The sequence below is a fragment of the Pseudomonas sp. UBA5568 genome (assembly GCF_002425525.1).
GTDB lineage: Bacteria > Pseudomonadota > Gammaproteobacteria > Pseudomonadales > Pseudomonadaceae > Aquipseudomonas > Aquipseudomonas fulva.
This window is the reverse complement of sequence record NZ_DIMK01000014.1, coordinates 98,147-121,539: the sequence shown is the minus strand read 5'-3', so window position 1 is coordinate 121,539 and position 23,393 is coordinate 98,147. Positions and strand designations below refer to the sequence as shown.

Genomic DNA, 23,393 nt, shown 5'->3' with positions numbered 1-23,393 from the left:
TTTCAACAGAGCGGCGACCCCCCGCGGCGTTACAACAACTTGCTGGTACTGGATGCAGCCAGTGCCCGCAATGCCATCGATCAGCTGTCCGGTGATTACCACAGCAGCACGGGCACCGCGCTGATTGCCAACAGTCAGGTCGTGTCTGGGGTGCTCGGCACCCGCGTTCGCGGTCTGTTGGACAACAACACCGTGCGCATGCCGACAGGGGCATCGAACCTGATGCCGGCCACCCCAGAGGCGCAAGGCGGCGCATGGGCACAAGTGTTCGGCAACTGGTCGAAGCTCGATGGCAACAACGGCGCCAGCGGCTTGCACCAACGCACCGGCGGTGTGCTGATCGGCGCAGACGGCAGCATCACCCAGGATTGGCGTGCCGGCGTGTACGGCGGTTATAGCCGCTCCAAGTTCGATGCCGATGACCGCGATGCCAAGGGTCACAGCGACAACTATCACCTGGGCCTTTACACCGGCGCCCAGATCGACGCGCTGCGCCTGAGTGCAGATGTGGGCTACACCTGGCACAAGCTCGACAGCAGCCGCAACGTTGCGTTTGCCGGTTACAGCGACCACCTCAAGGGCAAGCGCGACGCCAACACGCTGCAAGCCAGTGGCGAAGCGGCCTACCGCATCGGCCTGGGCGCGGTGGCGTTGGAGCCGTTCGTAGGGGTGTCCTACGTGAACTACGACGCCGACCGCTTCCGTGAAAAGGGCGGCGCAGCGGCGCTGAACGTGTCGAGCGAGAAACAGGACACCTGGTTCTCCACGGTCGGCATGCGGGCTTCGACCCACACACGCGTGGCCAATCACGATACCCAACTGTTCGGCTCCCTGGGCTGGCGCCGAGCCTACGGCGACCTGGACCCACGCAATGAGCAGGCGTTTGCAGGCGGACCGAACTTCGAGGTGCAAGGGATTGCCCAGACGCGAAACGTGGCACTCACTGAAGTGGGGGCGAAGGTGCAGCTGAACCGTCAGACCGATGTAGGGCTGTCGTATCAAGGGCAGTTTGGCTCTGATTCCCGGTTCCATTCGGTCAATGCCGGGATCACGGTTCGCTTCTGAGGAGCGGCGGGGGGAGAGCCCCCTGCCCGCCATAGTGACTGCTACATCCGGGGCTGCCAGGCAGCCCCGGATGGGCTGCGCACGCGCTCGCACAAGATCAATCCCCTGCGGTTGTGCAGGGGCGCCAGCCCATAGCGGCACAACGCTGCCTCAAACAGAGAGATCACATTACCTCCGGCCCGCGCTCACTCAGGGGCGCATCAGCGGCTCGATCCCGATCCACGTCTTTACCGGGTGATAGCACAGTTGCAACGGTGGGATGGCGACGTCCTGACCCTGCACCTGCAGATTGCCCAGGTGAATGGTCCACTTGGACTCGGCGTCAAACGTGTCCGTCGGGAAAATCACATAAACGGACCCGTAACGCTTGTTGTTGGTGATCTTCGGAATCTTGCTGTGCACTTCGTCTGCGTTGATGTCATACGGCGAAGGTCGCGCCTGCTGCGGCGCGAATGTCGGATAGTCATATACCGGGCCATCCAGATAAAGCTCGGGTCTGGCATTCAATCGCGAACCGTCATTGAGGGTGATGAACGCCTGCCGGCTGTCATAGAGGAAGGGTATCGGCGCGGCCCCGCGTGCGGAACCGGACGCAGGCCGCTGACGCCCCTCGTTGTAAGCGATCAGTTGTACATAGAATTCCGGTCGCGGGTATTTTTCCCCTGGGTACTGTACATGCAGCACCTGCTCGAATGGTTCGTCGCGCCAGCGCGCGGAGTAATCATAGAGGTAGGTTTCGAGGTGGATGGGTCCGCCGTCTGGCAGGCCTGCAACCTGAAGTTCATGCTTCGTTTCGCAGACATCCGCGTACGCTGCGCGCTCCCGTTTCCACGGCACGCAGGCAGTAAGCGAGGCTGCACAAAAAAAGATAAGGAGTGAAGGCGTGCACGTGCGATAAGTCATGACCGGCCCTGGTCTGGCGTGATGAGTGATTTCAGGTACTGACGCGTGGGTTCGATATCCATGTTGCCCATAGGCGAACGTACCAAGGTATTGGACAAAGGTGGATGAGCTAGGTCCGTGTGTTCAATCATCGAAGACGCCAAGGGGTGACAGTGCAGCAATCGCATTGCAAAAAAATCAGATTTAAGCCCTTCCCTGTAGGCCATTTCCCAAAGATACTCCCTGCGCCCATTTGTTGTTGCACATGAACGGTGTGGAACCTAGTCTCGCCGGGTCGCTGCCAATTCAGCGACCGGTTTTGACGGACCGAGAACGCTGCCTCATGTGCACACTTTATGGTGGCTGTACGTGCGGGCACCCTGTGGTGCGCCGAGTGCCAACGTCTCGGTCCGTCAACCCGCGTACAGCTGCCACCCTCATTGCTTGACGGCCTGAATGTGGTAGTTCCTCCTTCCACGTTGGAGTTGAACCATGCTCAAGATCGTCCCCGATCCCCCTCTTCACAGTGGCTCCCTTGAAGACATTTTGGTCCAGGCCACCGAATACGCCACGTGCTCGGCCGCCGTGGTGCAACAGGCCATGTCACTGGGTTTCAGGTCGCCCGCTTCGGTGCTGATGCTGACCTCTCTGCATGAACTCGAGACGCTGAAGGCTCTGCTCGAGTCAGCGGTAACGCATGTCCAGATGCGACCGAAGCATCCAATCTGCCATTGACCCGTAACTGTTGAAAAGTGCGCTCGCATGGCGAACCGTCCGTTCACCCCGCTGGGTGTTGGTTCGCCAGCGATGTGGCTCGTGCAAGCACTGCACCCTTTTGAGGAGAACGAAGATGTCCGGAGAAGAAACCACGTTTACCGTTGGCCAAACCACCTTCTATCAGGGCACCGACCAAACAAGCCCTCTCTTCCGTATCGAGCCCGGTATACCCTGTGAGATGGCCCGCGAGCAGGCCTCGGAGCTGATGGGTTACGCTCGGGACATGACCCTTGACGGCTTGATGGAAAACAAGCAGCACTTGATCTGGGCTTCCCACTACCTCTGCGCGATGGCCAAGGCCTTGCTTGACGACGCGCAACTGGGCGAAGCGCTGAGCCAGCATTAAGCGTGCAGGCCAACCCGAGCGCGCTACCCTCGCTGCGCCGGTTGCTTGCGATAGGCCAAAGGGTTGCACGCAGACAATGCCACACAGCTCAACACCGCCACCGCCCCGGCGAGTACACCAAACCCTGTGCCTGATACCGCACTCACACCCATTGCCACAACGGCTGCGCTGCCAATCTGGCAAAACCCCACCAACCCCGATGCAGTGGCCGCATGCCCATGTTCACTGGCGATAGCCCCCGAAATCGCCAGCGACAACGACGAGCCGTTGGCCAGGCTGACCAGGCACATCGGCAGTACCACGGCCGTCACGCTGCGCCACCCCATGGCATAAGCCAGAAGAAAACCCATGGCGCCCAGTACGAAGCAGGTAATGCCTATCGCGACAATACGGTCGTAAGGCAAGCGGTCAAGCAACCGCCGGGCCAACCGGTTAGCTCCGATGATGCCCAAAGTAAGCGGCACGTACAGCCACCCGCTTTGCGCCTCGCTCAAGCCTGCTTGTACGAAAAGAAATGGCGACTGCGTCAAATAAACGAACCAGGCGCAGTAGATTGAACACACCACTACTGTGTAGCGGCAAAAGTTGCGGTCACCCAGTACGCGGCCGAAGCCGGCGAAGGGTCCCGTCCTGGTACGCGTCGCGACCGGTAGCGTTTCAGGCAATACAAACAGTGCCAGAAGCAGTGCTAGCGCCCCGAATGCGGCAACGAACAGAAAGTCGGCTCGCCAGCCGAACGCCACGGCCAAGTGCCCGCCGATTGCGGGGGCCAAGGCCGGCGACAGTGACACAAGGGGGTAAACCACGGCGTAGACTTTCGCCGAAGTGCGCTTGTCGCAGGTATCGGCAATCAACGCGCGACCAATCACCAGCCCCGCCGCTGCTCCCAGCGCTTCTACCATACGCCACGCTATAAAGCCCATGTAGCTGCTGGACAGCGCGCAGCCCATGGAGCCCAGCAGATAGAGAACGCCACCGGCCAGCAGCACGGGCTTGCGTCCACGTCGGTCAGACAGTGGGCCATAAACCAACTGCGCAAAAGCCAGTGCCAGCAAATAGAACGAGACGGTTTGCGGCATTTGCCAACTGGCAACGCCAAATTCAGTGGCCATGCCCGGCATCGCGGGTAGGTAGATATCCGAGGCGACGAGGCCGAAGGCGCTCAGCATAGCGACTGTCAGGATGAAAGATAAGCGAGGCATGGTGCTCCTGATACCCGGCTTAAGCCGGCTGCGTGATTCGGACGGTGATTCAAGCCCGCTATGTTATGCAGCGTGCATCAATGCGAAAATGCACGTAATCGCAGCCCAGGGCTGCATATTTGCATCTTCAGGAAGCGTGCATTGATGAATTGGGATGACGTACGCATTTTCCTCGCGGTACACCGTGCCGGCACCCTGCGGGCCACAGCCACGGCGTTGGGCATCGACCAAACCACAGTCGGTCGGCGTCTGGCGGGGCTTGAGCAGACGCTGGGCAGCCGACTGTTTCTTCGCAGCACCGGTGGCCTGGCGTTGACTACCACTGGGCAACAGCTCGTACAGAAGGCTGAGGAGATGGAGCGGATGGCCGTCTCCTTCGAGCGCCAGGGTGAGGGCAACGATCCTCATCCATCGGGTGAGGTGCGCCTCACCACCACCGATGCGCTGGCCGTGGATTTCGTCATACCTGCGATCGAGCAACTGCGGGTCACTCATCCGCAGGTGCGGGTAATTCTGACCACCACCACTCGTCTACTGGACTTGGGGCGCAGGGAGGCCGACGTGGCCGTGCGCACCGTACGGCCGGAGCAACCTGACCTGATCGTGCGCCGGCTGGCTCACTGGCCTGTGGGGCTGTATGCGGCACAGCGGTACCTTGACCTGCGTGGAAAGCCAGAACCTGGCAGCGCCTTGGTAGGCCATGACATCGCCTTTTACCAACAAGGTGTAACCGCCCGGCAGGACGATACACTGGCGGGAGAGCCCAGGTCCGGCGGCCGGGTAGTCGCGGAGCTGGACTCGAGCCTCATGTTGGCGACCTTCGTGCGCGCCGGGCTGGCCCTGGGTGAGCTGCCGGAATACATGGCCCAGCGCGATGCCAGTTTGGTGCGCGTCTGGCCTGATCGACAGCGGGCCACGCCCTATGAAGCCTGGCTCGTGTTGCATCGGGACCTGGCACACACGGCACGGGTGAGGGTTGTAGTGGATGCGATTGTTGCGGCTTTTGCCGAGTGAGGGTCATCTAGGCGCTGCTGGGCCTAACCCCTCATCGCCAGTGAGCCTTAAGCTTTCTGAACCCAGCTACCCTGGGCGTGACATCTGACTGGGTGAGCGATGGTATTGCCTTTCTCAGATGAGCTGTGTGTTACTGCTGTCGATCAACGGATCTTATGGAGCGTACATGTTCAGCCACATTCAGCTAGGTGCTCGCGACCTGCCGGCCATGATCAGGTTCTACGATGCCGTACTTGCCACCCTGGGGCTTGTTCGCATGCCCGACAACCACGATGGCGGCCCGCAGGGCGCTGGATGGCAAAGGCCAGACAGGGAGTGGCCTCAGTTCTATGTGCAACTGCCGTTCAACGGACTACCGGCGACATGGGGAAACGGCGTGCAAATAAGTTTTGCCGCCGCTTCGCAGGATCAGGTGCAGGCGGCATGGCGTACAGCCTTGGCGATGGGTGCTCAAGATGAGGGCGCACCTGGGTTGAGGCCGCAGTATGCCTCGGATTACTACGGTGCTTATTGCCGGGATATTGAAGGGAACAAACTCTGCTTTGTGCATGCAGCTGGCGTGATGTCGCCAACATGATCAAACAGGACGAATTCCCCACCTTGTTAGTGCTAGAGGTGGTTTTTTCTGAGAGACTCCCGGTTCTACGCGTCCGCCAGTAAACGCTGGTAACGCACTCCCCTTCTTTTTCGCACTGACCAGACTACAGATCAAGACGCTGTGGCCGTTGGGAGATTCGTTTGCGCAATGATTCCAAGCACCCGGCCAGCGATGACCGCCTCAACCACGTGCTCAATGCCAGCGAGCGCCTGGCCAGGGCCGAATCCGTGGAAGAAGTCGTTGCCGTGTTGCGAGACAATGCACGCGCGGCGGTAGGGGCTGAAGGTATTACAGTCATCCTCGAAAATCACGGCAAGTGCCTCTACGTAGCCGAGGATTCGGCATCTGCCCTATGGCAAGGGCAGGATTTTCCAGCCGACACCTGTGTTTCAGGGTGGGCCATGCAGCATCAAGAAACGGTTGTCATCGCTGACATTCGGCTCGACTCACGCATACCCATCCAGGCGTACTCCTCGACTTTCGTCCGCAGCCTTGTGATGGTGCCCATCGGGCGGCCTTTGCCGGTGGCTGCGTTGGGCGCATATTGGTCCGAGGCAAAAGACCATGATCTCGATACGATCAACAGGTTGGAGAACCTGGCGCGGCTGGCAACGATTGCCATCGAAAATGCGCGTCTGACCCAAGCGCGTAACCGTGGGGCGGCACTTGCAGCGGCGCAAAACCGAATCCTGGCACTGGCGGTTACATCGACCCCTCTGAGCACCACGCTGGAGGCGATCGTTCGCGAGGTGGAGGGGCTATCGGTTTCAGGTTTCGTTGGGAGCATTCTGCTCTTTGATGAGCGGGTAAGCCATGTGCACCACTGTGCAAGCCCCAGCCTGCCTGGCGTCTACCGTGAAGCCCTTGCGGGCGCCCCCATCGACTTGGAGCTGGATGCCTCGAGCACCCTGGCGGCAGTGGACATCAGCACCCGCTCTCGGTGGGCCACCCTTGGCGATTTGACCTTCGAACATGGGCTGCACCCCTGCTGGTCGACATCGATCCGTTCAGCCCAGGGCGAAGTGCTTGGCCTATTCGTCCTGTACCACGCTGAGCGCCGGGAACCACTGCCCGCCGATATGGAAATCATCGATTTCGTGACCCAGACCGTGGGGCTGGTCGTGCACCGCTCCCGTTCGGACTGCGCGGTTCGTTCCAGTGAGCAGAGGCTGCGTCTGGCAGTTGACCATGCTGACGTAGGCTTCTGGGACGTGGATTTTATCAATGACACGCTGGTATGGCCTTCGCAGACCAAGGCGATGTTCGGGATGTCAGCTGACGCGCCGGTCACCCTCCAAGATTTCTATGCAGGCATACACCCTGACGACTACGAGGCAACGATCGACGCATTCGCGGCAGCGATCGATCCGCTGCGCCGTGCACTCTACGACGTGGACTATCGAACCGTCGGCCGCAATGACGGCATCGTACGCTGGGTGGCGGCCAAAGGCCGTGGCGTCTTCGACCACGCCGGCCGGTGCTTGCGCGTGACCGGGACAGCGATAGACATCACTGCTCGCAAGGTCGCCGAAAACGCGCTCAAAGAGCTCAACGCCTCCCTCGAAGAGCGGATCGCCAGAGCCATTGCAGAGCGTGAAGAAGTACAAAAAGCATTGCGTCAAAGCCAGAAGATGGAAGCGATGGGGCAACTTACCGGCGGCGTCGCTCACGACTTCAACAACCTCCTCACCCCTATCGTCGGCACCTTGGACATGCTCCAGCGCCGGGGCGTGGGCGGCGAACGCGAGCAACGGCTGATCGCTGGTGCGATGCAGTCGGCAGAACGTGCCACGACGCTTGTCCAGCGGCTGCTTGCCTTCGCACGTCGACAACCCCTTCAGACGAGTTCGGTGGACGTGGCAAAGTTATTGAACGGCATGGCCGACCTTGTGGCCAGCACCATTGGGCCGCAAATCAAGGTCGTGGTCGATGTTCCGGCAAATCTGCCAGCGGCCATCGCGGATCTCAATCAACTCGAGATGGCCATGCTCAATCTTTCGGTGAATGCGCGTGACGCGATGCTTGACGGCGGCACGATGCGCATTTCCGCCAGCACGGAAATGGTCGACATTGACCACCGCTCGAAACTTCCGGCAGGCGAGTACCTGTGCCTGTCAGTTGCTGATACGGGGATTGGCATGGATGCGACCACCCTCGCCCACGCGGTGGAGCCATTCTTTTCAACCAAAGGTATCGGCAAAGGCACCGGGCTGGGCTTATCCATGGTGCATGGCTTGGCCTCGCAACTCAACGGTGCGCTCACCCTTCATAGCGCTCCAGGGCTAGGTACGAATGTAGAGCTTTGGCTGCCTCGCAGCACAACCGAACCCAATGAGGCACTGCGCATCGACCCACTCCAGGAGTCACCGCTGGTGCGCGGCACCGTGCTGCTGGTGGACGACGAAGAACTGGTGCGGGCAAGTACGGCGTACATGCTCGCTGAGCTGGGATACTGCGTGGTCGAGGCTGCGTCCGGTGAGCAGGCATTGGAATTGATGCACACTAAACAGCCGTTCGACCTGCTTGTCACCGATCATCTCATGCCCGGCATCAGTGGGACCGAGCTGGCTAGAGAGGTTCGCATTAGCAGACCTGACATTGCGATTCTGATCATCTCCGGCTACGCAGAACGTGAAGGCATTGATCCGGCGCTGCCTCGGCTCAACAAACCCTTTCGAAAGTATGAGTTGGCGACAAGGTTAGCTGGGCTGCGCGGCGGATCGAGGGACGCGCCTTCATTGCCTCAGGTGGTTTGACGGGTCAGATTTTGCAGTTGCACTCATCCATCAGTTAGGCAAGTACGCGCCTCAAGCCCGCTTGCGATACCCAGCTATGAGCAATGCCAGCCCAGGCGCCAGCAAGCCGACTGCGGTATAGCCGAAAGCGGCCTGCCCTGAGGCGCCAACGGCTGCAAATGCCGTACCCACGGCAATCAGGGGTATGGCGACGAAGTAAAACGGTTTAGCTACCTTGCTCATATCGAACCTCCTGTTAGCACTCATGTGTGCGGGGCTTCCAAGCTTACATGCACGCGTGTTCGGTAGGGTAGCCATGCTTGACCAAGCCCCCCTACTTGAACGCCGATAACTACAGCCCGCTTCGACCGTTCGAAAAAGTTAGTACGCAGGGTTGCGCCGCGTCGCAACCGTAACTGTCCGCTCGGCGATTGATGGCGCGTCTTTCAACCCTGGCGACTAGAGGCATTCATCTGGCAGAATCGAGGGATTCCACGCCAAGCTCGTTCCACACCGATTCGGCCAGGTGGAAGGTGGCGTTGGCAGCCGGGATGCCGCAGTAGATGGCGCTCTGCATCAGCACCTCCTTGATTTCCTCTCGCGTTACGCCGTTGTTCTTGGCCGCGCGCAAATGCAGCTTCAGTTCACCTTCGCGGTTCATGCCGATGAGCATCGCAATAGTGATGAGGCTGCGTGTGTGGCGCGACAGGCCCGGGCGAGTCCAGATATCGCCCCAGGCATGGCGGGTAATCATTTCCTGAAACTCCTGGTTGAACGGCGTCAGGTGCTTGAGACTGTGATCAACATGGGCTTCACCCAGCACAGCGCGGCGTACCTGCATACCGGCTTCGTACCGTTGTTTCTCGTCCATCGGATGGTCCTCGCGCGCTTAGGCGGTCAGGAAGGCCAGCACGTGCTGGCTGAAGGCATCACTGGCCTGCACGTTGGAAAGGTGCGCGGCGTGGAGTTCGACCAGTTCGGCACCGACAATGCGCGCCTGCATCAGGCGGCCGTGCTCGATGGTAGTCACCGGATCGCTGCTGGCGCAGATGATCAGTGTCGGCACACCGATAGCACCGAGCTGCTCGCGATAGTCGGCGTCGCGCACCGCAGCACAACTGGCGGCGTAGCCTTGCGGTGAAGTCTGGGCCAACATGTCGACAATGGGCTCGACCTTGGCGGGCTCTGCCTTGGCGAAGTCGGCGGTGAACCACCGTGAGATCGAGGCATCGCGCAGATCACGCATGGCCTGAACGCCACCGGCCAGCACGACTTCGATGCGCGAATTCCACACCTGCGCAGTACTGATTTTTGCAGCCGTGTTGCAAAGCACCAGGCGCTCGATACGCTCAGGGGCATGGATCGCCAGCCACTGGCCAATCAGCCCACCCATGGACAGGCCGCAGAAGCTTGCACGCTGAATATCAAGTCCGTCGAGCAACGTCAGCACGTCGCCCCCCAGTTGTTCGATGCTGTAGGGGCCCTCGCTGACCAGCGACCGCCCATGGCCTCGGGTATCGTAACGAAGTACTTGAAAGTGCTCGGTGAAAGCCACCATTTGCGCATTCCACATGTGCAGGTCGGTGCCCAGCGAGTTGGACAGCACCACTACGGGCGCACCAGGCGGTCCTTCGAGTTGATAGTTGAGGTCGCCATCGGCAAGTTGTAGGGTAGGCATCTAAAGCTCCTCACGCGAAACGTTCGAATGTTCAGCGACAGCACATTGGACCCATCGGCGCGCTTGCCCGAGGTATTGGGCCGGGTCGAGCAGGCGATCAAGCTCAGTGGCACAGAGCTGTGCGCTGACTTCGGTGTTGGCCGACAGCACTGCGCGAAGGTGAGTCCCCTCCTCCACCGCCTCGCGGCAACACTGTTCGATCAAGTGGTGGGCGGCATCCCGTCCGATGCGCTGCGCCAGAGAAATGCTCACCGCCTCGGCCAGTACCAGACCTTGTGTCAGTTCAATATTGCTGCGCATGCGCTCGGCATCCACCTCCAGCCCAGACACCACCAGCAACGCCTGCTGCAGTGCGCCGGAAATCATGCAACACAGCTCCGGAAGGGTTTCCCATTCTGCATGCCATAAGCCCAGACTGCGTTCGTGCTCCTGCGGCATGGCCGCGAGCATGGTGGAGACCAGCCCCGGCGCGCGTACGGCCACGCCGATCAGCACGGCGGCACTGACCGGGTTGCGTTTGTGCGGCATGGTCGAAGAGCCACCCTTGCCCGGCGCGGAAGGTTCGAAAACTTCACCGACCTCGGTCTGCATCATCAAACTCAAGTCCCGGCCCAGCTTGCCCAGACTGCCGGCGATCAAGCCGAGCAGGCTCGCGAACTCGACCAGGCGATCGCGATGCGTATGCCAAGGTTGTTCAGGCAAATTCAGCCCCAACTCGCGGGCCAAGGCCTCGCTGACTGGCCAAGCCTGCTCGCCCAATGCTGCCAGGGTGCCGGAAGCACCCCCGAACTGGAGCACCAGTAGACGAGGCTTTAGCTGCTCAAGGCGCTGGCGGTGGCGAGTCACTACACCGAGCATGCCTGCCAGTTTCATGCCCAAGGTTACCGGCGTGGCCTGCTGCAACCAAGTGCGCCCGATCATTGGGGTATCGGTATGACGCTCGGCCTGCGTTGCCAAGGCGTTGGCTAGATCGACGAGATTGTTTTCGAGCACCTCGACAGCGGCGCGCAGCTGTAGCACCAAGCCACTGTCCATGACGTCCTGGCTGGTGGCGCCATAGTGTACGTAGCGTTCTGCGTCTGGGCTTTGCGCGGCGACGCGCTTGCCCAGCGCCTTGACCAGTGGAATCGCCGAGTTGCCAGCGTTGACGATTGCATGTGCCAACTCCGCCGGATCGTAGAGGTCGGCGTTGCAGGCGGCGACGATCGGCGATAGCACCTCAGCGGGAATCAAACCGGTGCTCGCCTCGGCACGTGCCAACGCGGCCTCGAAATCCAGCATACCCTGCAGTCGTCCACTGTCGCAGAAGATCGCACGCATGGCCGGCCGGGTGAAATACAAGTCGAAAAGTTGATTGCTTGGGCTGCTCAAGCGGGTACTCCAAAAATCGGGAAAGTTATCTGGGGCGCAGCGTCTGCCTCAGGGGGCCACCGGCAAAATCAGGACCGCTGCGCGGACATTCCTTCGAGCTGAGAGGCCGCAAGGGCAGCTCAGGCCCGTTCGACAGCCAGCGCGCCAAGCCCTGACTACGCTCCTGGCGACGGCTCGGCAACAGAGCCAGCGCCAAATGGGTACGCTCAGCAGTCAAAAAAAACGGTTTCCCCCTCGCCTTGGATCCGCATATCGAAACGGTAGGCCAGATTGCCATTCACCTCGCAGCGTTTGGCGATCAACGTCTGGCGACGCTGTGGCTGCTCGATCAAGTTGAGTACCGGATCGTCCTGATTGGCCTGGACTTCATCATCGAAGTAGATACGCGTATGCAGGTGGATATTGATACCCCTGGCGAAAAGCAACACGTTGATGTGCGGTGCCATCGGCACTCCAGCGGCGTTTTTCACCACACCCGGCTTCACCGTCTGCAACGTCCACTCGCCAGCATCGAAGGTCGTGGCGGTACGGCCGAAGCTGTTGAACGACTTCTCCAAGTCAAAGCGGGTGTCGTAGACCCCTTCATGGTTGGCCTGCCAGATTTCAAGGAAGGAATCACGCACCAAATGGCCATTGCCATCATAGACATGGCCGAACAGCAGAATGTGCTCGCCAGGGGCATCTGGCTTGGCCAGTTGATTCCAGATTTCCTGCGCACGTGGGGCAACACCGGCGGCTTCCAGAGCCAGTCCGATATGAACGTAAGGTCCGGCGGTCTGCGAAGGGGTTTCGGGCAGCAGTTCAAAAGGCATGTGCGTGAGTCCTCAGCGGTTTTCGAAGTGCGTCTTGCGCTGGCCGCGCAACACGATGTCGAAACGGTAGGCCAGGCAATCCATGGGGTTGGCCATGCCCATGTCGAGCTTGGCTATCAGGCTCTGTACCGCTAGCGGGTTTGCGATCGACTTGACGATGGGGCACATCGCAATCAAGGGGTCGCCTTCGAAATACAGCTGGGTGATCAATTTAGCGGAGATCGACGGGCCACTGATGGAGAAATGGATATGCGCTGGCCGCCAGTCATTGGGTCCGTTACGCCACGGGTACGGGCCGGGCTTGACGGTACGAAACATGTAGTTGCCTGCGCTATCTGTCAGCGTGCGGCCGACACCCCCAAAGTTAGGGTCGATCGGTGCCAAGTAGCGGTCGTTCTTGTGTCGATAGCGGCCACCAGCATTGGCCTGCCACATCTCCACCAAGGTATGCGGGATCGGCTTGCCGTATTGGTCCATGACCCGGCCGGAGACGATGATGCGCTCGCCGATCGGCAGGCTGCCGGTGTTGAAGTTGAGCAGCAGGTCGTTGTCATGATCGCCCATCTTCAGGTGCGAAAAGTCCGGCCCTGTGGTCTCCGAAATAGACTGCGCAATGCTCACCAACGCCTGTCGCGGCGAGCGGGTGATCGACGTTTTATAATCGGGCGTAAGGGCTTTGGGGTGCCAGTTGCGGTCTCGTATGACGAAACGGCCGGTGTCCAGTTCGGACATGGCGGTCTCCTGTTGTTGGCGTTATAGGAGCCTGGAAACTATCAGGCATGTGCGCCGCAGTTTCCGCGAGCCTGCCGGATCTGAAAACTGAAAAGGCGCTGCGTATCCATAACCAACGGGTTATGGATACGCGTGCACGCGATACTCCTGGCCTAGCTCGCGCAACACTTCCTGGCACCAGCGTGCGCCGAGGGACAGTGGTAAGGCGGCGTTGCTGCAGATGCCCACCGAGCCACCCCCCTCTTGCAGCTGCGGCGCCAGTTCCACCAACTCCCCTTTGGCCAGGGGGCTGCGCACGGCATCGGTCGGCGCCACCCAAACCGCTTCGCTGGTATCGACATAACGCCGGCTCAGGCTTAATGACAGGGTTTCCAGTCGTCGATTTGGCAAACGCAGACCGTGCTCGACGAGCAGGCTTTCGATGCGTTTGCGGATAGTAGTGCCAACTGTCGGAAGGACCATTGGATAGTCCTCCAGCGCGACCGTATCGAAAGCCCTCTCGAGCAGTGGATGGCCGGCTCGTACCACCAGGGTCAGGGGCTCGTTGTAGAGATGCTCGAAGGTCAGTCCTTGGATCTGCGGACTATCAGTCATGCGCCCGACAACCAAGTCCAGCTCGCCCACGCGCAGTTGCGACAGAAGAGGCGCGCTGGGCCCGGTAACCACGCTGATCACCAGCGAGCAATGGCGCCTGTGCAGACGGCGCACCACCTCCGGCAGAAACTCGCCCTCGACCGTGGACAGCACGCCAAGGCGCACGTTGCTGGGTTGGAAGTCTCCGCCGCGTAGGCTCTCCACCCCTTCGCGCAGTGTCTGCACGCTGGGCCCGGCATAACGCAGGAAGACCACCCCGGCCTCAGTCAGCGTGGCGCCTTCCTTACCACGCTCGAACAACTGTGCGGTCAGCGCATCCTCTAGCTCCTTGAGCGTCTTGGAGACGGCAGGCTGGCTGATCGCTAGCCGATCGGCTGCACGCGCCAGGCTGCCTAGGCGTGCCACCTCCAGGAAGCACTGCAGGTGACGAAACTTGATGCGTTTGTCGATGCTCATCGGTCACTCCAGAAGGCCTTGGGCCACTGCCCCGCGTCGGGGTTGGAACAGGCCGTGAACGTACACCAGCACGCAAAAGCTCATCGGGTTGAAGAGCGGCTGCACCGTCATACCGGCGTAGCTGAATTGCGCTTGGCCTCCTGCAGCCGGCGCTGAGTGATCACATGCGGCATTTTGCTTGTCCACGACCTCACGGCGGCCGACCACTATAAACGCCGTAACGGCGACATCAAACGCTCACGTTGGGCTGGCTACCCGTCAAGGACCTATAACTGCCAAAGGTAGACGCGGCACTGGCAAAGAACCAACGGCGCCATAAATGCAGGATGAGCATCAATCGCTGATGCGCCCGGGAACTCAGGTGGTCATTTTCGTCAATCACTGGGGTCCACCGTGGCCAGCCAATGTCCGTCAGAAAGGTCAGGCTGATGAGAACAGGCGGCTGCCCGGTCTGATGCCTGACGGCTCAGCCTACACATGGCCGTGACAAATCGATGTCTTTAACGAAATTTTCACGTCATTAAACTCGGCATGTTAGAGAACATTACCCACACATTTCGATAATTTCGTCGCATCTTGGCAAGATTGAAATGGTCATGCGCTTTCTATGAGAAAAATGTACTAACTTGTTAATTAGCTTGCTAAGGGCTTATGCTTTGCGCATTCCATCGCGAGATCCTTGGCATGAACGACTCACCGCGCGCATCTGGCGCCTCGAAAATCATTCTGGTTGGCTTTGGCGCGGTCATCGCCTTGCTTGGCCTACTGCTGGCTGCTGGCGGCATCAAGCTGGCCAGTCTGGGCGGCTCTTGGTACTTCCTGATCGGCGGTTTGGCCATGGCGATCGCCGGCATCCTTATCGCCCGCAGCAAGGTCGCTGGGGCCTGGCTGTATGCCGCATTCCTGCTCGGCACTGCACTGTGGGCCGTGATTGATACCGGGCTGGTGTTCTGGCCATTGTTCTCGCGCCTGTTCATGTTTGCCGTGATCGGTACCGTCGTCGCGCTGGTGTACCCGCTGCTCAAGCGCGCCAACGGTACCGGTACGGGACGCGGTGCCTACGCTGTCGCTGGCGTGATGGCGGTAGCGGTTGTGGTCGCGGCCGGCAACATGTTCGTCGCCCACCCAAGCGTGGCCCCGACCGGAATAGGCCCGGGGCTGACCGCAGTCGCACCTGCGCATGCGCAAAAAGACTGGGCTCACTACGGCAATACCGAAGGGGGCAGCCGCTTTGCCGGCCTTGATCAGATCAACCGCGGTAACGTCGACAAGCTGCAGGTCGCCTGGACCTACCACACCGGCGATGTCGCTATCAGTGATGGCAACGGTGCCGAAGACCAGCTGACCCCGCTCCAGGTCGGTAACAAAGTATTCATCTGCACGCCGCACAACAATCTGATTGCACTCGATGCCGACACCGGCAATGAGCTGTGGAAAAACACCATCAACGCCCAATCGAAAGTCTGGCAGCGCTGCCGCGGCCTGGCCTACTTCGACGCCACTGCGCCACTGGCCCAGCCCACCCAGCCGAATAGCTCACCCGTCGTTGCAGCTGTGCTAGCGCCTGGCGCCAACTGCCAGCGCCGCCTGCTGACCAATACCATCGACGGTCGCCTGATTGCAGTCGACGCTGACACTGGCGAGTTCTGCCAGGGCTTTGGCACCAATGGTCAGGTCAACCTGAAGGCTGGCCTGGGCGATGTACCGGACTCCTTCTACCAGCTGTCCTCGGCACCGCTGATGGCCGGCACCACCGTGGTTGTTGGCGGCCGTGTTGCAGACAACGTACAGACCGACATGCCAGGTGGCGTGATCCGTGGCTTTGACGTCATCACTGGGCAAATGCGCTGGGCCTTCGACCCAGGCAACCCTGAGGACCGCAATGCCCCCGCCAACGGCAGCACCTACGTGCGCAGTACGCCGAACAGCTGGGCGCCGATGTCCTATGACCCTGCGATGAACACCGTGTTTCTGCCGATGGGCTCATCGTCCACCGACATCTACGGTGTTGAACGCAGCAAGCTCGACCACACCTACGGCGCCTCGGTATTGGCCTTGGACGCCACTACCGGTGACGAGAAGTGGGTTTACCAGACCGTCCACAACGACCTGTGGGACTTCGACCTGCCGATGCAGCCGAGCCTGATCGACTTCACCAAGGACGACGGCCGGACCGTCCCTGCGGTGGTAATCGGTACCAAGGCCGGGCAGATCTACGTGCTCGACCGTGCTACCGGCAAACCGCTGACCCAGGTCGACGAGGTGCCGGTCAAGCCAAGCAACATCCCCAACGAGCCGTACTCACCCACTCAGCCCAAGTCGGTCGGTATGCCGCAGATCGGTGCTCAAACCCTGACCGAATCGGACATGTGGGGCGCTACGCCATACGACCAACTATTGTGCCGCATCGACTTCAAGAAGATGCGCTATGACGGCCTTTACACCGCACCTGGCACCGACGTATCGCTGAGCTTCCCGGGCTCGCTGGGCGGCATGAACTGGGGCAGCATCTCCACCGACCCGGTGCATGGTTTCATCTTCGTCAACGACATGCGCCTGGGGCTGTGGAGTCAGATGATTCCGTCGCAGAATCAGGCTGAAGCTGCCAGTGGTGGCGAAGCACTGAACACCGGGATGGGGGCGGTACCGCTCAAAGGTACGCCGTACGCGGTGAACAAGAACCGCTTCCTGTCGATTGCCGGAATCCCGTGTCAGGCGCCACCGTTCGGCACCCTGACCGCAATTGACATGAAGACCCGCCAGGTCGCCTGGCAAGTACCGGTCGGCACCGTTGAAGACACGGGTCCGCTTGGCATCCGCATGCACCTGCCGATCAAGATCGGCCTGCCAACGCTGGGCGGCACCCTGTCGACCCAAGGCGGCTTGGTGTTCATTGCCGGTACCCAGGACTTTTACCTGCGCGCCTTCAACAGTGGCAACGGTGAAGAAGTCTGGAAGGCTCGCTTGCCCGTCGGCAGCCAGGGAGGCCCGATGACTTACGTGTCGCCCAAGACTGGCAAGCAGTACGTGGTCGTCACCGCAGGCGGTGCCCGCCAGTCGACTGACCGTGGCGATTATGTAATGGCCTACGCCTTGCCATAACTGGCGCCTCTCCCGTACAGCACGAGGCCGCTTCTGCACACACGTTGCAGTGGCGGCCTCATGCATTGAGCGGCGCCGTTCATCATCACCTTGCGATTTCCAGGAAAGCTGCGCAATGTCCTTCGTGTTCCGTTTGTCCCCTGCTCCCATCACCGCCGGCCTGCTTCTGGTCCTGGCCAGCAACGGTGCCATGGCCGAAGCCGATCTGCTGCGCCGCAGCACCTTCACTGGCGACTGGGGCGGCCTGCGCCATCAATTAGAAGACAACGGCGTCAAGTTCAGCGCTGACTACAGCGGCGAAACCGCCTACAACGCCGATGGCGGTCTGCACCGCTCGGCGCGCTATTCGCAGAACATCAAGCTTGGCGTGCAGTTCGACTTGTCCCGCTTGTACGGACTGGACAACGCCGGCAAGGTCCAACTGAGCATCAACGATCGCCGCGGGCACAGCGCTTCGGAAGAACTGGTAGGCAACCGCCTGCCGATCCAGGAAAACTTCGGTGGCCTGTACACCCGCCTCACCGAGCTCAGCTATGAGCGCAACTTTACCCCGGCGCTGAATATCAAGCTCGGCTACATGGCCATGGGCAACGACCTTGGCGGCCTCGACAGCGGGATCCTGTGCAACTTCATGAATGCCGGCTTTTGCGGGCATCCGCTGAACATGTCCGGCGGCAGTGGCTGGACCAATTACCCCAACGCGCGGCTCGGTGCACGGGTCAAATACGACCTGTCGCCAGCCTGGCAAGTGCGCGTGGCGGCGTTCAATGTCGACCCCGAGAGCAACGGCAACTCCAGCCGTGCCTGGAAGCTTGGCCCCAAGCACACCACAGGCACAGTGGTGCCGGTGGAGCTGGTGTACAGGCTGCTGGGCGAGCTACCGGGTGAGTACAAAGTGGGTTATTACTACGACAGCTCAAACGTCAAGCGCATTGGCCGCAATGACGAAGTGGCCGGCCGTGGTGGGCACTACCTGCTGATCGATCAGGCAGTATGGAATGACCCGGGCGTGGCAGGCCGCAGTTTGCATGCCTTTGGTCAGTACTCGGCATCGAGCAAGGCTGCATCGCCGTTTACAAAATGGTATGGCACGGGTGTTGTGCTGTATCAGCCGTTTGCAGGGCGCCCGCGGGATACCTTGTCGCTGGGCTACGGCCGCGCCGTACCGAACCCCCGTAGTCGAGCTGTGCTGGAGGATGCAGCTGCGCGCAATGATCAGGAGTTCCCGACCATCGACAGTGCCGAGCAGTTGATCGAGCTGAGCTATGGATATCAGGTCACACCCTGGCTCAATCTGCGACCGGATCTGCAGTACATCATCGAGCCTGGGGCATTTACCGGCGCTGATATTGATAATGCGCTGGTAGTCGGATTGCAGGTCAAGGCCAGTTTCTGAAGCGCTCTGGATGGCACGGCTTGGTAGTCCTTTCCGCTTCCTGGGTGTCCTCTCGTCATGCTTGCAGCCCCTGGGGTCGGGGCAACGAGACGCCCCGTGATCGGGCATGGCGATAGCTAGAGGGCGCGAACACGGCTGTAGCAACAAAGCTACGCGTGGAACTGTATGACAGGCCCCAACACAGCGCATTCAAGTTTCGCGCTGCCAGGCAGCCGAACTTTGTGGTTCGGTAATCGCACATATTCAACGCGCAATCACGTACATCGATTGACGAATTAACCAGATAGTACAAACATCGGAGCTCCCAATAACAACACAGTGATCTGCCAATGACGCCCCGCATCCTCGTGCTCAACGGCCCCAATCTCAATCTGCTTGGCACACGCGAGCCGGACCAGTACGGTCGCGAAACGTTTAGCGACCTCGCTGACAGCTGCGGCGCCAGCGCTCGCGATCTGGGCCTGGACATCGAATTCCGCCAGACCAACCACGAAGGCGAATTGATCGAATGGATCCACGCTGCCCGCAGCCGTTGCGCCGGTATTGTGATCAACCCAGGCGCGTGGACCCATACGTCGGTGGCCATTCGTGATGCACTGGTGGCCAGCGAGCTACCGGTGATCGAAGTGCACTTGTCCAATGTGCACAAGCGCGAGCCGTTCCGGCATAACTCATTCGTTTCATCGATTGCAGTCGGGGTGATATGCGGTCTGGGCAGCGCAGGTTATCGCATGGCGCTGGCACACCTTGGGCACATGTGTGTCGAGCGAGCAGCATGAGCGAGCAAAGCATTCTGGTTGGCCTGATTGGCCGCGGCATCCAGGCATCGCGCACCCCTGCTCTACATGAGTGTGAGGGCGACGCGCAATCGTTGCGTTACGTGTACCGGCTGATCGATGCCGATGAGTTAGGACTCAAAGACAGCGCCCTGCCCGATCTGCTCGATGCTGCTCAGCGCACCGGTTTTACCGGACTCAACATCACCTTCCCGTTCAAGCAAGCGGTCGTGCCGTTACTCGATGAACTGTCCGATGAGGCGCGTAGCATCGGCGCGGTCAACACGGTGGTCTTCAAGGACGGCAAGCGGATGGGCCACAACACCGATTGCCTGGGCTTCGCCGAGGGGTTCAGACACGGCCTGGCTGACGTCCAAAAACGGCGTGTGGTGCAGATGGGCGCCGGTGGCGCCGGGTCTGCCGTCGCCCATGCGCTGCTGACCGAAGGTGTCGAACAGTTGGCGCTGTTCGACATAGATTTCGCCCGCGGGCAAGCTCTGGTCGACAACCTCAACGAGCGCTTCGGTGCAGGCCGAACCAGCCTTGGCATTGACCTGGCCGCCACCCTGGCTGACGCCGATGGCCTAGTCAATACAACGCCGGTGGGTATGGCCAAGCTACCGGGCACACCCGTGCCCGTCGGATTGCTGCATGCACGGCTATGGGTCGCCGAGATCATCTACTTCCCGCTTGATACGGCACTCCTGCGCCACGCTCGAGCACTCGGTTGCCGGACCCTGGACGGTGGCAAGATGGCGGTGTTCCAGGCGGTCAAGGCATTCGAGCTGATCAGCGGCAATGCTGCTGATGCTGGCAGGATGCAGGCGCATTTCGCCAGCATGGACTGAAGTGAGCTCGCCTGTTGGTGTAGATACCTGACACTGACGGGCCCAGGGCGCCTGATCAGGCAGTCGTTCATGAGCGCCGCACCGTGCTGATGCCCTTGCCGGACCGCTTCGATGCATTCGCCGTGGATCAGCCCAGCAAGGGCATCACGCTTTGGCTGCTCAATGACGATCAGGCGTTTTGCGGTCATTGGGCAGGTACAGCACGTGCCGTCTCTTTCATGCCTGGATATAGCGCAGCACCACGTCGCCGATCATCTGTTTGTGGCGCTGCTTGATCTGCTCGTCGGTCATATCGATCTGGAAGATCTCACCGAAGGTGTGTCGGTTGGAGACCCGATAGAAGCAGAACGAGCTCATCAGCATATGCAGGTCGATGACTTCGATACCCGTGCGAAAAACGCCCTCGGCAACGCCGCGTTCCAGCGAGCGGCCGAGCGTCTTCAACACCACGCTGCTCATCTCGCGGATCACCGGTGATTGCTTGACGTATTCGCCATAGTGGATATTTTCGGTCGAGACGATACGCACGAAGTCGACGTTGTGATCATGGTGATCGAAGGTGAACTCCACCAGTCGGCGGATGGCCTGCTCCGGCGGCAATGACTCCAGATCCAGGCTGTGCTCGGTCTTGCGAATGTCGCCATAAAGCTTGACCAGGCACTCGACGTAGAGCTGCTCCTTGCTGCCAAAATAGTAATAGATCATGCGCTTGGAAGCAGCGGTACGCTCGGCGATGGCGTCGACGCGGGCACCGGCCAGGCCCTGCTGGACGAACTCGCCAATTGCGGCCTGAAGGATATCCTCGCGGGTCTTCTCCGGGTTGTTCTTGCGCGATTTACGGCCCCCGTCGGAGGCAGGCTCGCCAAGGCTGACTACGGAATCATTCATACCCACTCACAGCCTGATTATTGGAATGGGTGGGATTATCCGTCACTGGTGCGACGCAGGGAAGCGCGCGGAGGGTGGCACCGGTCAGGTTTTGTCACAGGGGCGCCGGCCCAGGGCCGGCATCTGCCTTACAACACCGGTTTGCGCGGGGCCCCGCTGCGGGCTTTGGCCATGGCCGCCAGGCGGACCGCAACATTGGCAGCGCCATAACCGGCATACCCACCCTTGCGCTGAATGATTTCGAAGAAGAAACGCTTCTCGAAGGGCTCGGTATACACATGGAACAGCTCGCCACCCTGCGCATCACGGTCGTACAGCACATTGTAGTAAGCCAGTTCGCTAAGGAATTCGTCGTCGAAATCAAACCTGGCCGCGAGGTCATCGTAATAATTCAACGGGATCTCCAGCAGCGGCACGCCAGCGTTTTTCGCCCGCGCCACCTCGCCAAAGATGTCGGCACAGTCAAAGGCGATGTGGTGCACTCCCGAACCACGGTAGCTTGACAGCGCGTGAGCAATTGCGGTGTTGCGATTCTCGGAAATGTTCAGTGGCAGGCGCAGTGTGGAGCATTGGCTGCGCAAGGCACGGCTCTTGACCAGGCCATAGGGATCGGGCAAGACCACTTCGTCGTCGGCCTCGAAGTCGAACAGGCTCTTGTAGAACAGCACCCAGCTGTCCAGCGATTCGGCCGGAATGGCCAGGGCCATGTGATCAATGCGTTGCAGGCCGCCGCCAGCGTCGGGGGCGGCATCCAGGCGGAAATCGCTGTCGTAGATGGTATGCCCGGCACCTGCCTGCTCGACCAAGTAGATCAGGCTGCCATCCGGCGAACGAACGGCCGGGATCTCGCGTTCGTTGGGCCCGACCAGGCCACGGAACGGCTGCCCACCGTAGGCGGTAGCGCGCTGCAAGGCGGCCTGAGCGTCCTTGACCCGTAGTGCGATGGCGCACAACGAGGGACCATGGGCTTCGAAGAAGTTGTGTGCAAATGAATAGGGCTCAGCGTTGAGCACGATGTTGATATCGCCTTGACGCAGCAGTCGAACACCCTTGCTGCGGTGAGCGCCGGCTTCGACAAAACCCAGACGCTCGAGCCAACCACCCAGACGTGCACCGACTGACTCATCGACGGCAAACTCAAGGAATTCTACACCGTCGTAGGCACTGGCGGGGGCTGGGTCAAACAGTACCCCAGGCTCGATCCGCTGGGCTTCGTGCTGCAATTGCAGGCGCGTCTTTTCTTCCAGATACAGGAGTGAACGCAGTCCATCGGCGGCAATCTGCCGGGTAGGTGCGGCGCGAAAGCCATCGTTGAAGATTTCCAGCGACAACGGCCCGCGGTAGCCGGTTTGCAGAATCGGTGCGAGAAAGCCCGCCAGGTCCATCTCGCCCTGCCCTGGGAAGCAGCGGAAATGACGGCTCCACTCCAGTACATCCATGGCCAGGATGGGTGCATCCGCCATTTGCACGAAGAAAATCTTGTCGCCTGGAATCTGACGGATAGCGCTCGGGTCGCCCCGCAGTGACAAGGTATGGAAGCTGTCGAGGATCACGCCCAGCTCCGGATGATCGGCCTGGCGGACCAGGTCCCAGCCCTGCTGGTAGGTATTGACGTGCCGGCCCCAGGCCAACGCTTCATAGCCAATACGCAGGCCGCGGACACCGGCACGTTCGGCCAGCAGCCGCAGGTCGTCGACCAGAAGCTGCCCATCGCCCAGTGCGTCCGCCTGACTGTTGCTGCACACCAGCATCAGATCAGTGCCTAGTTCCTGCATCAGGTCGAATTTGCGTTCGGCGCGCTCGAGGTTTTTCTCCAGACGCTCGCGGCGACAGCCTTCGAAATCGCGAAATGGCTGGAACAGGGTGATGGCGATGCCTAGATCGGCGCACATCTGACGGATCTCGCGCGGGCTACCGGCGTAGTAGAGCAGGTCATTTTCAAAAATCTCGACGCCGTCAAAGCCGGCTGCGGCGATGGCTTCGAGTTTCTCCGGCAGAGTGCCGCTCAAGGATACGGTGGCAATCGAACGCTGCATGCTGGGGTTCCCTTTATCTGAAAGGCATCAGCCAACGAACCCTTGCAGGCGCTTGGCGCACTCGATTATTCGCGGGTAAAGTCAC

At 60.4% G+C, this 23,393-nt stretch carries 21 protein-coding genes; 10 read left to right on the top strand and 11 right to left on the bottom strand.

What is annotated here, in order from left to right; all coding sequences use genetic code 11:
- The coding region (locus B2S33_RS04445; protein WP_288649930.1) for an autotransporter outer membrane beta-barrel domain-containing protein at positions 1-1,065 on the top strand (1,065 nt) is incomplete at its 5' end.
- A 189-nt stretch (positions 1,066-1,254) separates the two neighbouring features.
- Here B2S33_RS04445 and B2S33_RS04440 read toward each other — a convergent pair.
- Positions 1,255-1,968, bottom strand: coding sequence for a hypothetical protein (locus B2S33_RS04440; protein WP_288649928.1), 714 nt, complete (start codon positions 1,966-1,968; stop codon positions 1,255-1,257).
- A 471-nt stretch (positions 1,969-2,439) separates the two neighbouring features.
- Here B2S33_RS04440 and B2S33_RS04435 point away from each other — a divergent pair, with 471 nt between their 5' ends.
- Positions 2,440-2,682: a hypothetical protein gene (locus B2S33_RS04435; RefSeq protein ID WP_288649926.1), complete on the top strand. Its 243-nt coding sequence runs from the start codon at positions 2,440-2,442 to the stop codon at positions 2,680-2,682.
- 115 nt (positions 2,683-2,797) lie between these two features.
- On the top strand, positions 2,798-3,070 hold the full coding sequence (locus B2S33_RS04430; protein ID WP_027916056.1) for a DUF3077 domain-containing protein: 273 nt from the start codon (positions 2,798-2,800) through the stop codon (positions 3,068-3,070).
- A 23-nt stretch (positions 3,071-3,093) separates the two neighbouring features.
- Here the strand turns inward: B2S33_RS04430 and B2S33_RS04425 are convergent, their stop codons facing one another.
- Positions 3,094-4,272 (bottom strand): multidrug effflux MFS transporter, encoded by a 1,179-nt coding sequence (locus B2S33_RS04425; RefSeq protein ID WP_111475626.1) that lies wholly within the window; start codon positions 4,270-4,272, stop codon positions 3,094-3,096.
- Between the two features lie 144 nt (positions 4,273-4,416).
- Between B2S33_RS04425 and B2S33_RS04420 the strand changes: the two genes are divergently transcribed.
- The 3 genes from B2S33_RS04420 to B2S33_RS04410 all read left to right on the top strand — a co-directional run bounded on the left by B2S33_RS04420 (position 4,417) and on the right by B2S33_RS04410 (position 8,640).
- Positions 4,417-5,286, top strand: coding sequence for a LysR family transcriptional regulator (locus B2S33_RS04420; RefSeq protein ID WP_288649923.1), 870 nt, complete (start codon positions 4,417-4,419; stop codon positions 5,284-5,286).
- 166 nt (positions 5,287-5,452) lie between these two features.
- Positions 5,453-5,863, top strand: a complete 411-nt coding sequence (locus B2S33_RS04415; RefSeq protein WP_027916059.1) for a VOC family protein — start codon at positions 5,453-5,455, stop codon at positions 5,861-5,863.
- 161 nt (positions 5,864-6,024) lie between these two features.
- Entirely contained in the window at positions 6,025-8,640 is a 2,616-nt protein-coding gene (locus B2S33_RS04410; protein ID WP_256674418.1) for a GAF domain-containing hybrid sensor histidine kinase/response regulator, read from the top strand.
- A 51-nt stretch (positions 8,641-8,691) separates the two neighbouring features.
- Here the strand turns inward: B2S33_RS04410 and B2S33_RS04405 are convergent, their stop codons facing one another.
- From B2S33_RS04405 to pcaQ, 7 genes are all read right to left on the bottom strand, one after another.
- Complete coding sequence (locus B2S33_RS04405) at positions 8,692-8,862, bottom strand: hypothetical protein (protein WP_178102860.1); 171 nt, start codon at positions 8,860-8,862, stop codon at positions 8,692-8,694.
- Between the two features lie 226 nt (positions 8,863-9,088).
- Complete coding sequence (gene pcaC, locus B2S33_RS04400) at positions 9,089-9,490, bottom strand: 4-carboxymuconolactone decarboxylase (RefSeq protein ID WP_088523194.1); 402 nt, start codon at positions 9,488-9,490, stop codon at positions 9,089-9,091.
- A gap of 18 nt (positions 9,491-9,508) precedes the next feature.
- Entirely contained in the window at positions 9,509-10,297 is a 789-nt protein-coding gene (gene pcaD / locus B2S33_RS04395) for a 3-oxoadipate enol-lactonase (RefSeq protein WP_145279470.1), read from the bottom strand.
- Complete coding sequence (locus B2S33_RS04390) at positions 10,298-11,668, bottom strand: 3-carboxy-cis,cis-muconate cycloisomerase (protein WP_145279472.1); 1,371 nt, start codon at positions 11,666-11,668, stop codon at positions 10,298-10,300. It abuts the gene before it with no gap.
- 206 nt (positions 11,669-11,874) lie between these two features.
- A complete protein-coding gene (gene pcaG / locus B2S33_RS04385; protein ID WP_288501047.1) occupies positions 11,875-12,480 on the bottom strand; it encodes a protocatechuate 3,4-dioxygenase subunit alpha in 606 nt (201 codons plus the stop codon).
- Between the two features lie 12 nt (positions 12,481-12,492).
- On the bottom strand, positions 12,493-13,212 hold the full coding sequence (gene pcaH, locus B2S33_RS04380) for a protocatechuate 3,4-dioxygenase subunit beta (protein WP_132578418.1): 720 nt from the start codon (positions 13,210-13,212) through the stop codon (positions 12,493-12,495).
- 120 nt (positions 13,213-13,332) lie between these two features.
- A complete protein-coding gene (gene pcaQ, locus B2S33_RS04375; RefSeq protein WP_027916065.1) occupies positions 13,333-14,262 on the bottom strand; it encodes a pca operon transcription factor PcaQ in 930 nt (309 codons plus the stop codon).
- 684 nt (positions 14,263-14,946) lie between these two features.
- Between pcaQ and B2S33_RS04370 the strand changes: the two genes are divergently transcribed.
- The 4 genes from B2S33_RS04370 (at position 14,947) to B2S33_RS04355 (ending at position 20,384) form a co-directional block, all read left to right on the top strand.
- Positions 14,947-17,364 (top strand): glucose/quinate/shikimate family membrane-bound PQQ-dependent dehydrogenase, encoded by a 2,418-nt coding sequence (locus B2S33_RS04370; protein ID WP_288649920.1) that lies wholly within the window; start codon positions 14,947-14,949, stop codon positions 17,362-17,364.
- A gap of 115 nt (positions 17,365-17,479) precedes the next feature.
- A complete protein-coding gene (locus tag B2S33_RS04365) occupies positions 17,480-18,760 on the top strand; it encodes a carbohydrate porin (protein ID WP_128610415.1) in 1,281 nt (426 codons plus the stop codon).
- 329 nt (positions 18,761-19,089) lie between these two features.
- Entirely contained in the window at positions 19,090-19,539 is a 450-nt protein-coding gene (gene aroQ / locus B2S33_RS04360) for a type II 3-dehydroquinate dehydratase (protein ID WP_197873762.1), read from the top strand.
- The gene (locus tag B2S33_RS04355) at positions 19,536-20,384 is read left to right on the top strand and encodes a shikimate dehydrogenase (RefSeq protein ID WP_145279479.1); all 849 of its coding nucleotides are present in this window, start codon (positions 19,536-19,538) and stop codon (positions 20,382-20,384) included. Before aroQ ends, B2S33_RS04355 begins: the two co-directional genes overlap by 4 nt.
- Positions 20,385-20,600: 216 nt before the next feature.
- Here B2S33_RS04355 and B2S33_RS04350 read toward each other — a convergent pair whose 3' ends face one another.
- Both B2S33_RS04350 and quiC read right to left on the bottom strand, forming a co-directional pair.
- A complete protein-coding gene (locus B2S33_RS04350; protein WP_128610412.1) occupies positions 20,601-21,272 on the bottom strand; it encodes a TetR/AcrR family transcriptional regulator in 672 nt (223 codons plus the stop codon).
- A 128-nt stretch (positions 21,273-21,400) separates the two neighbouring features.
- Positions 21,401-23,308 carry a 3-dehydroshikimate dehydratase QuiC gene (gene quiC, locus B2S33_RS04345; RefSeq protein ID WP_145279481.1) on the bottom strand — a complete coding sequence of 636 codons (1,908 nt, stop codon included), beginning with the start codon at positions 23,306-23,308 and terminating at the stop codon, positions 21,401-21,403.
- Positions 23,309-23,393 lie beyond the last annotated feature (85 nt).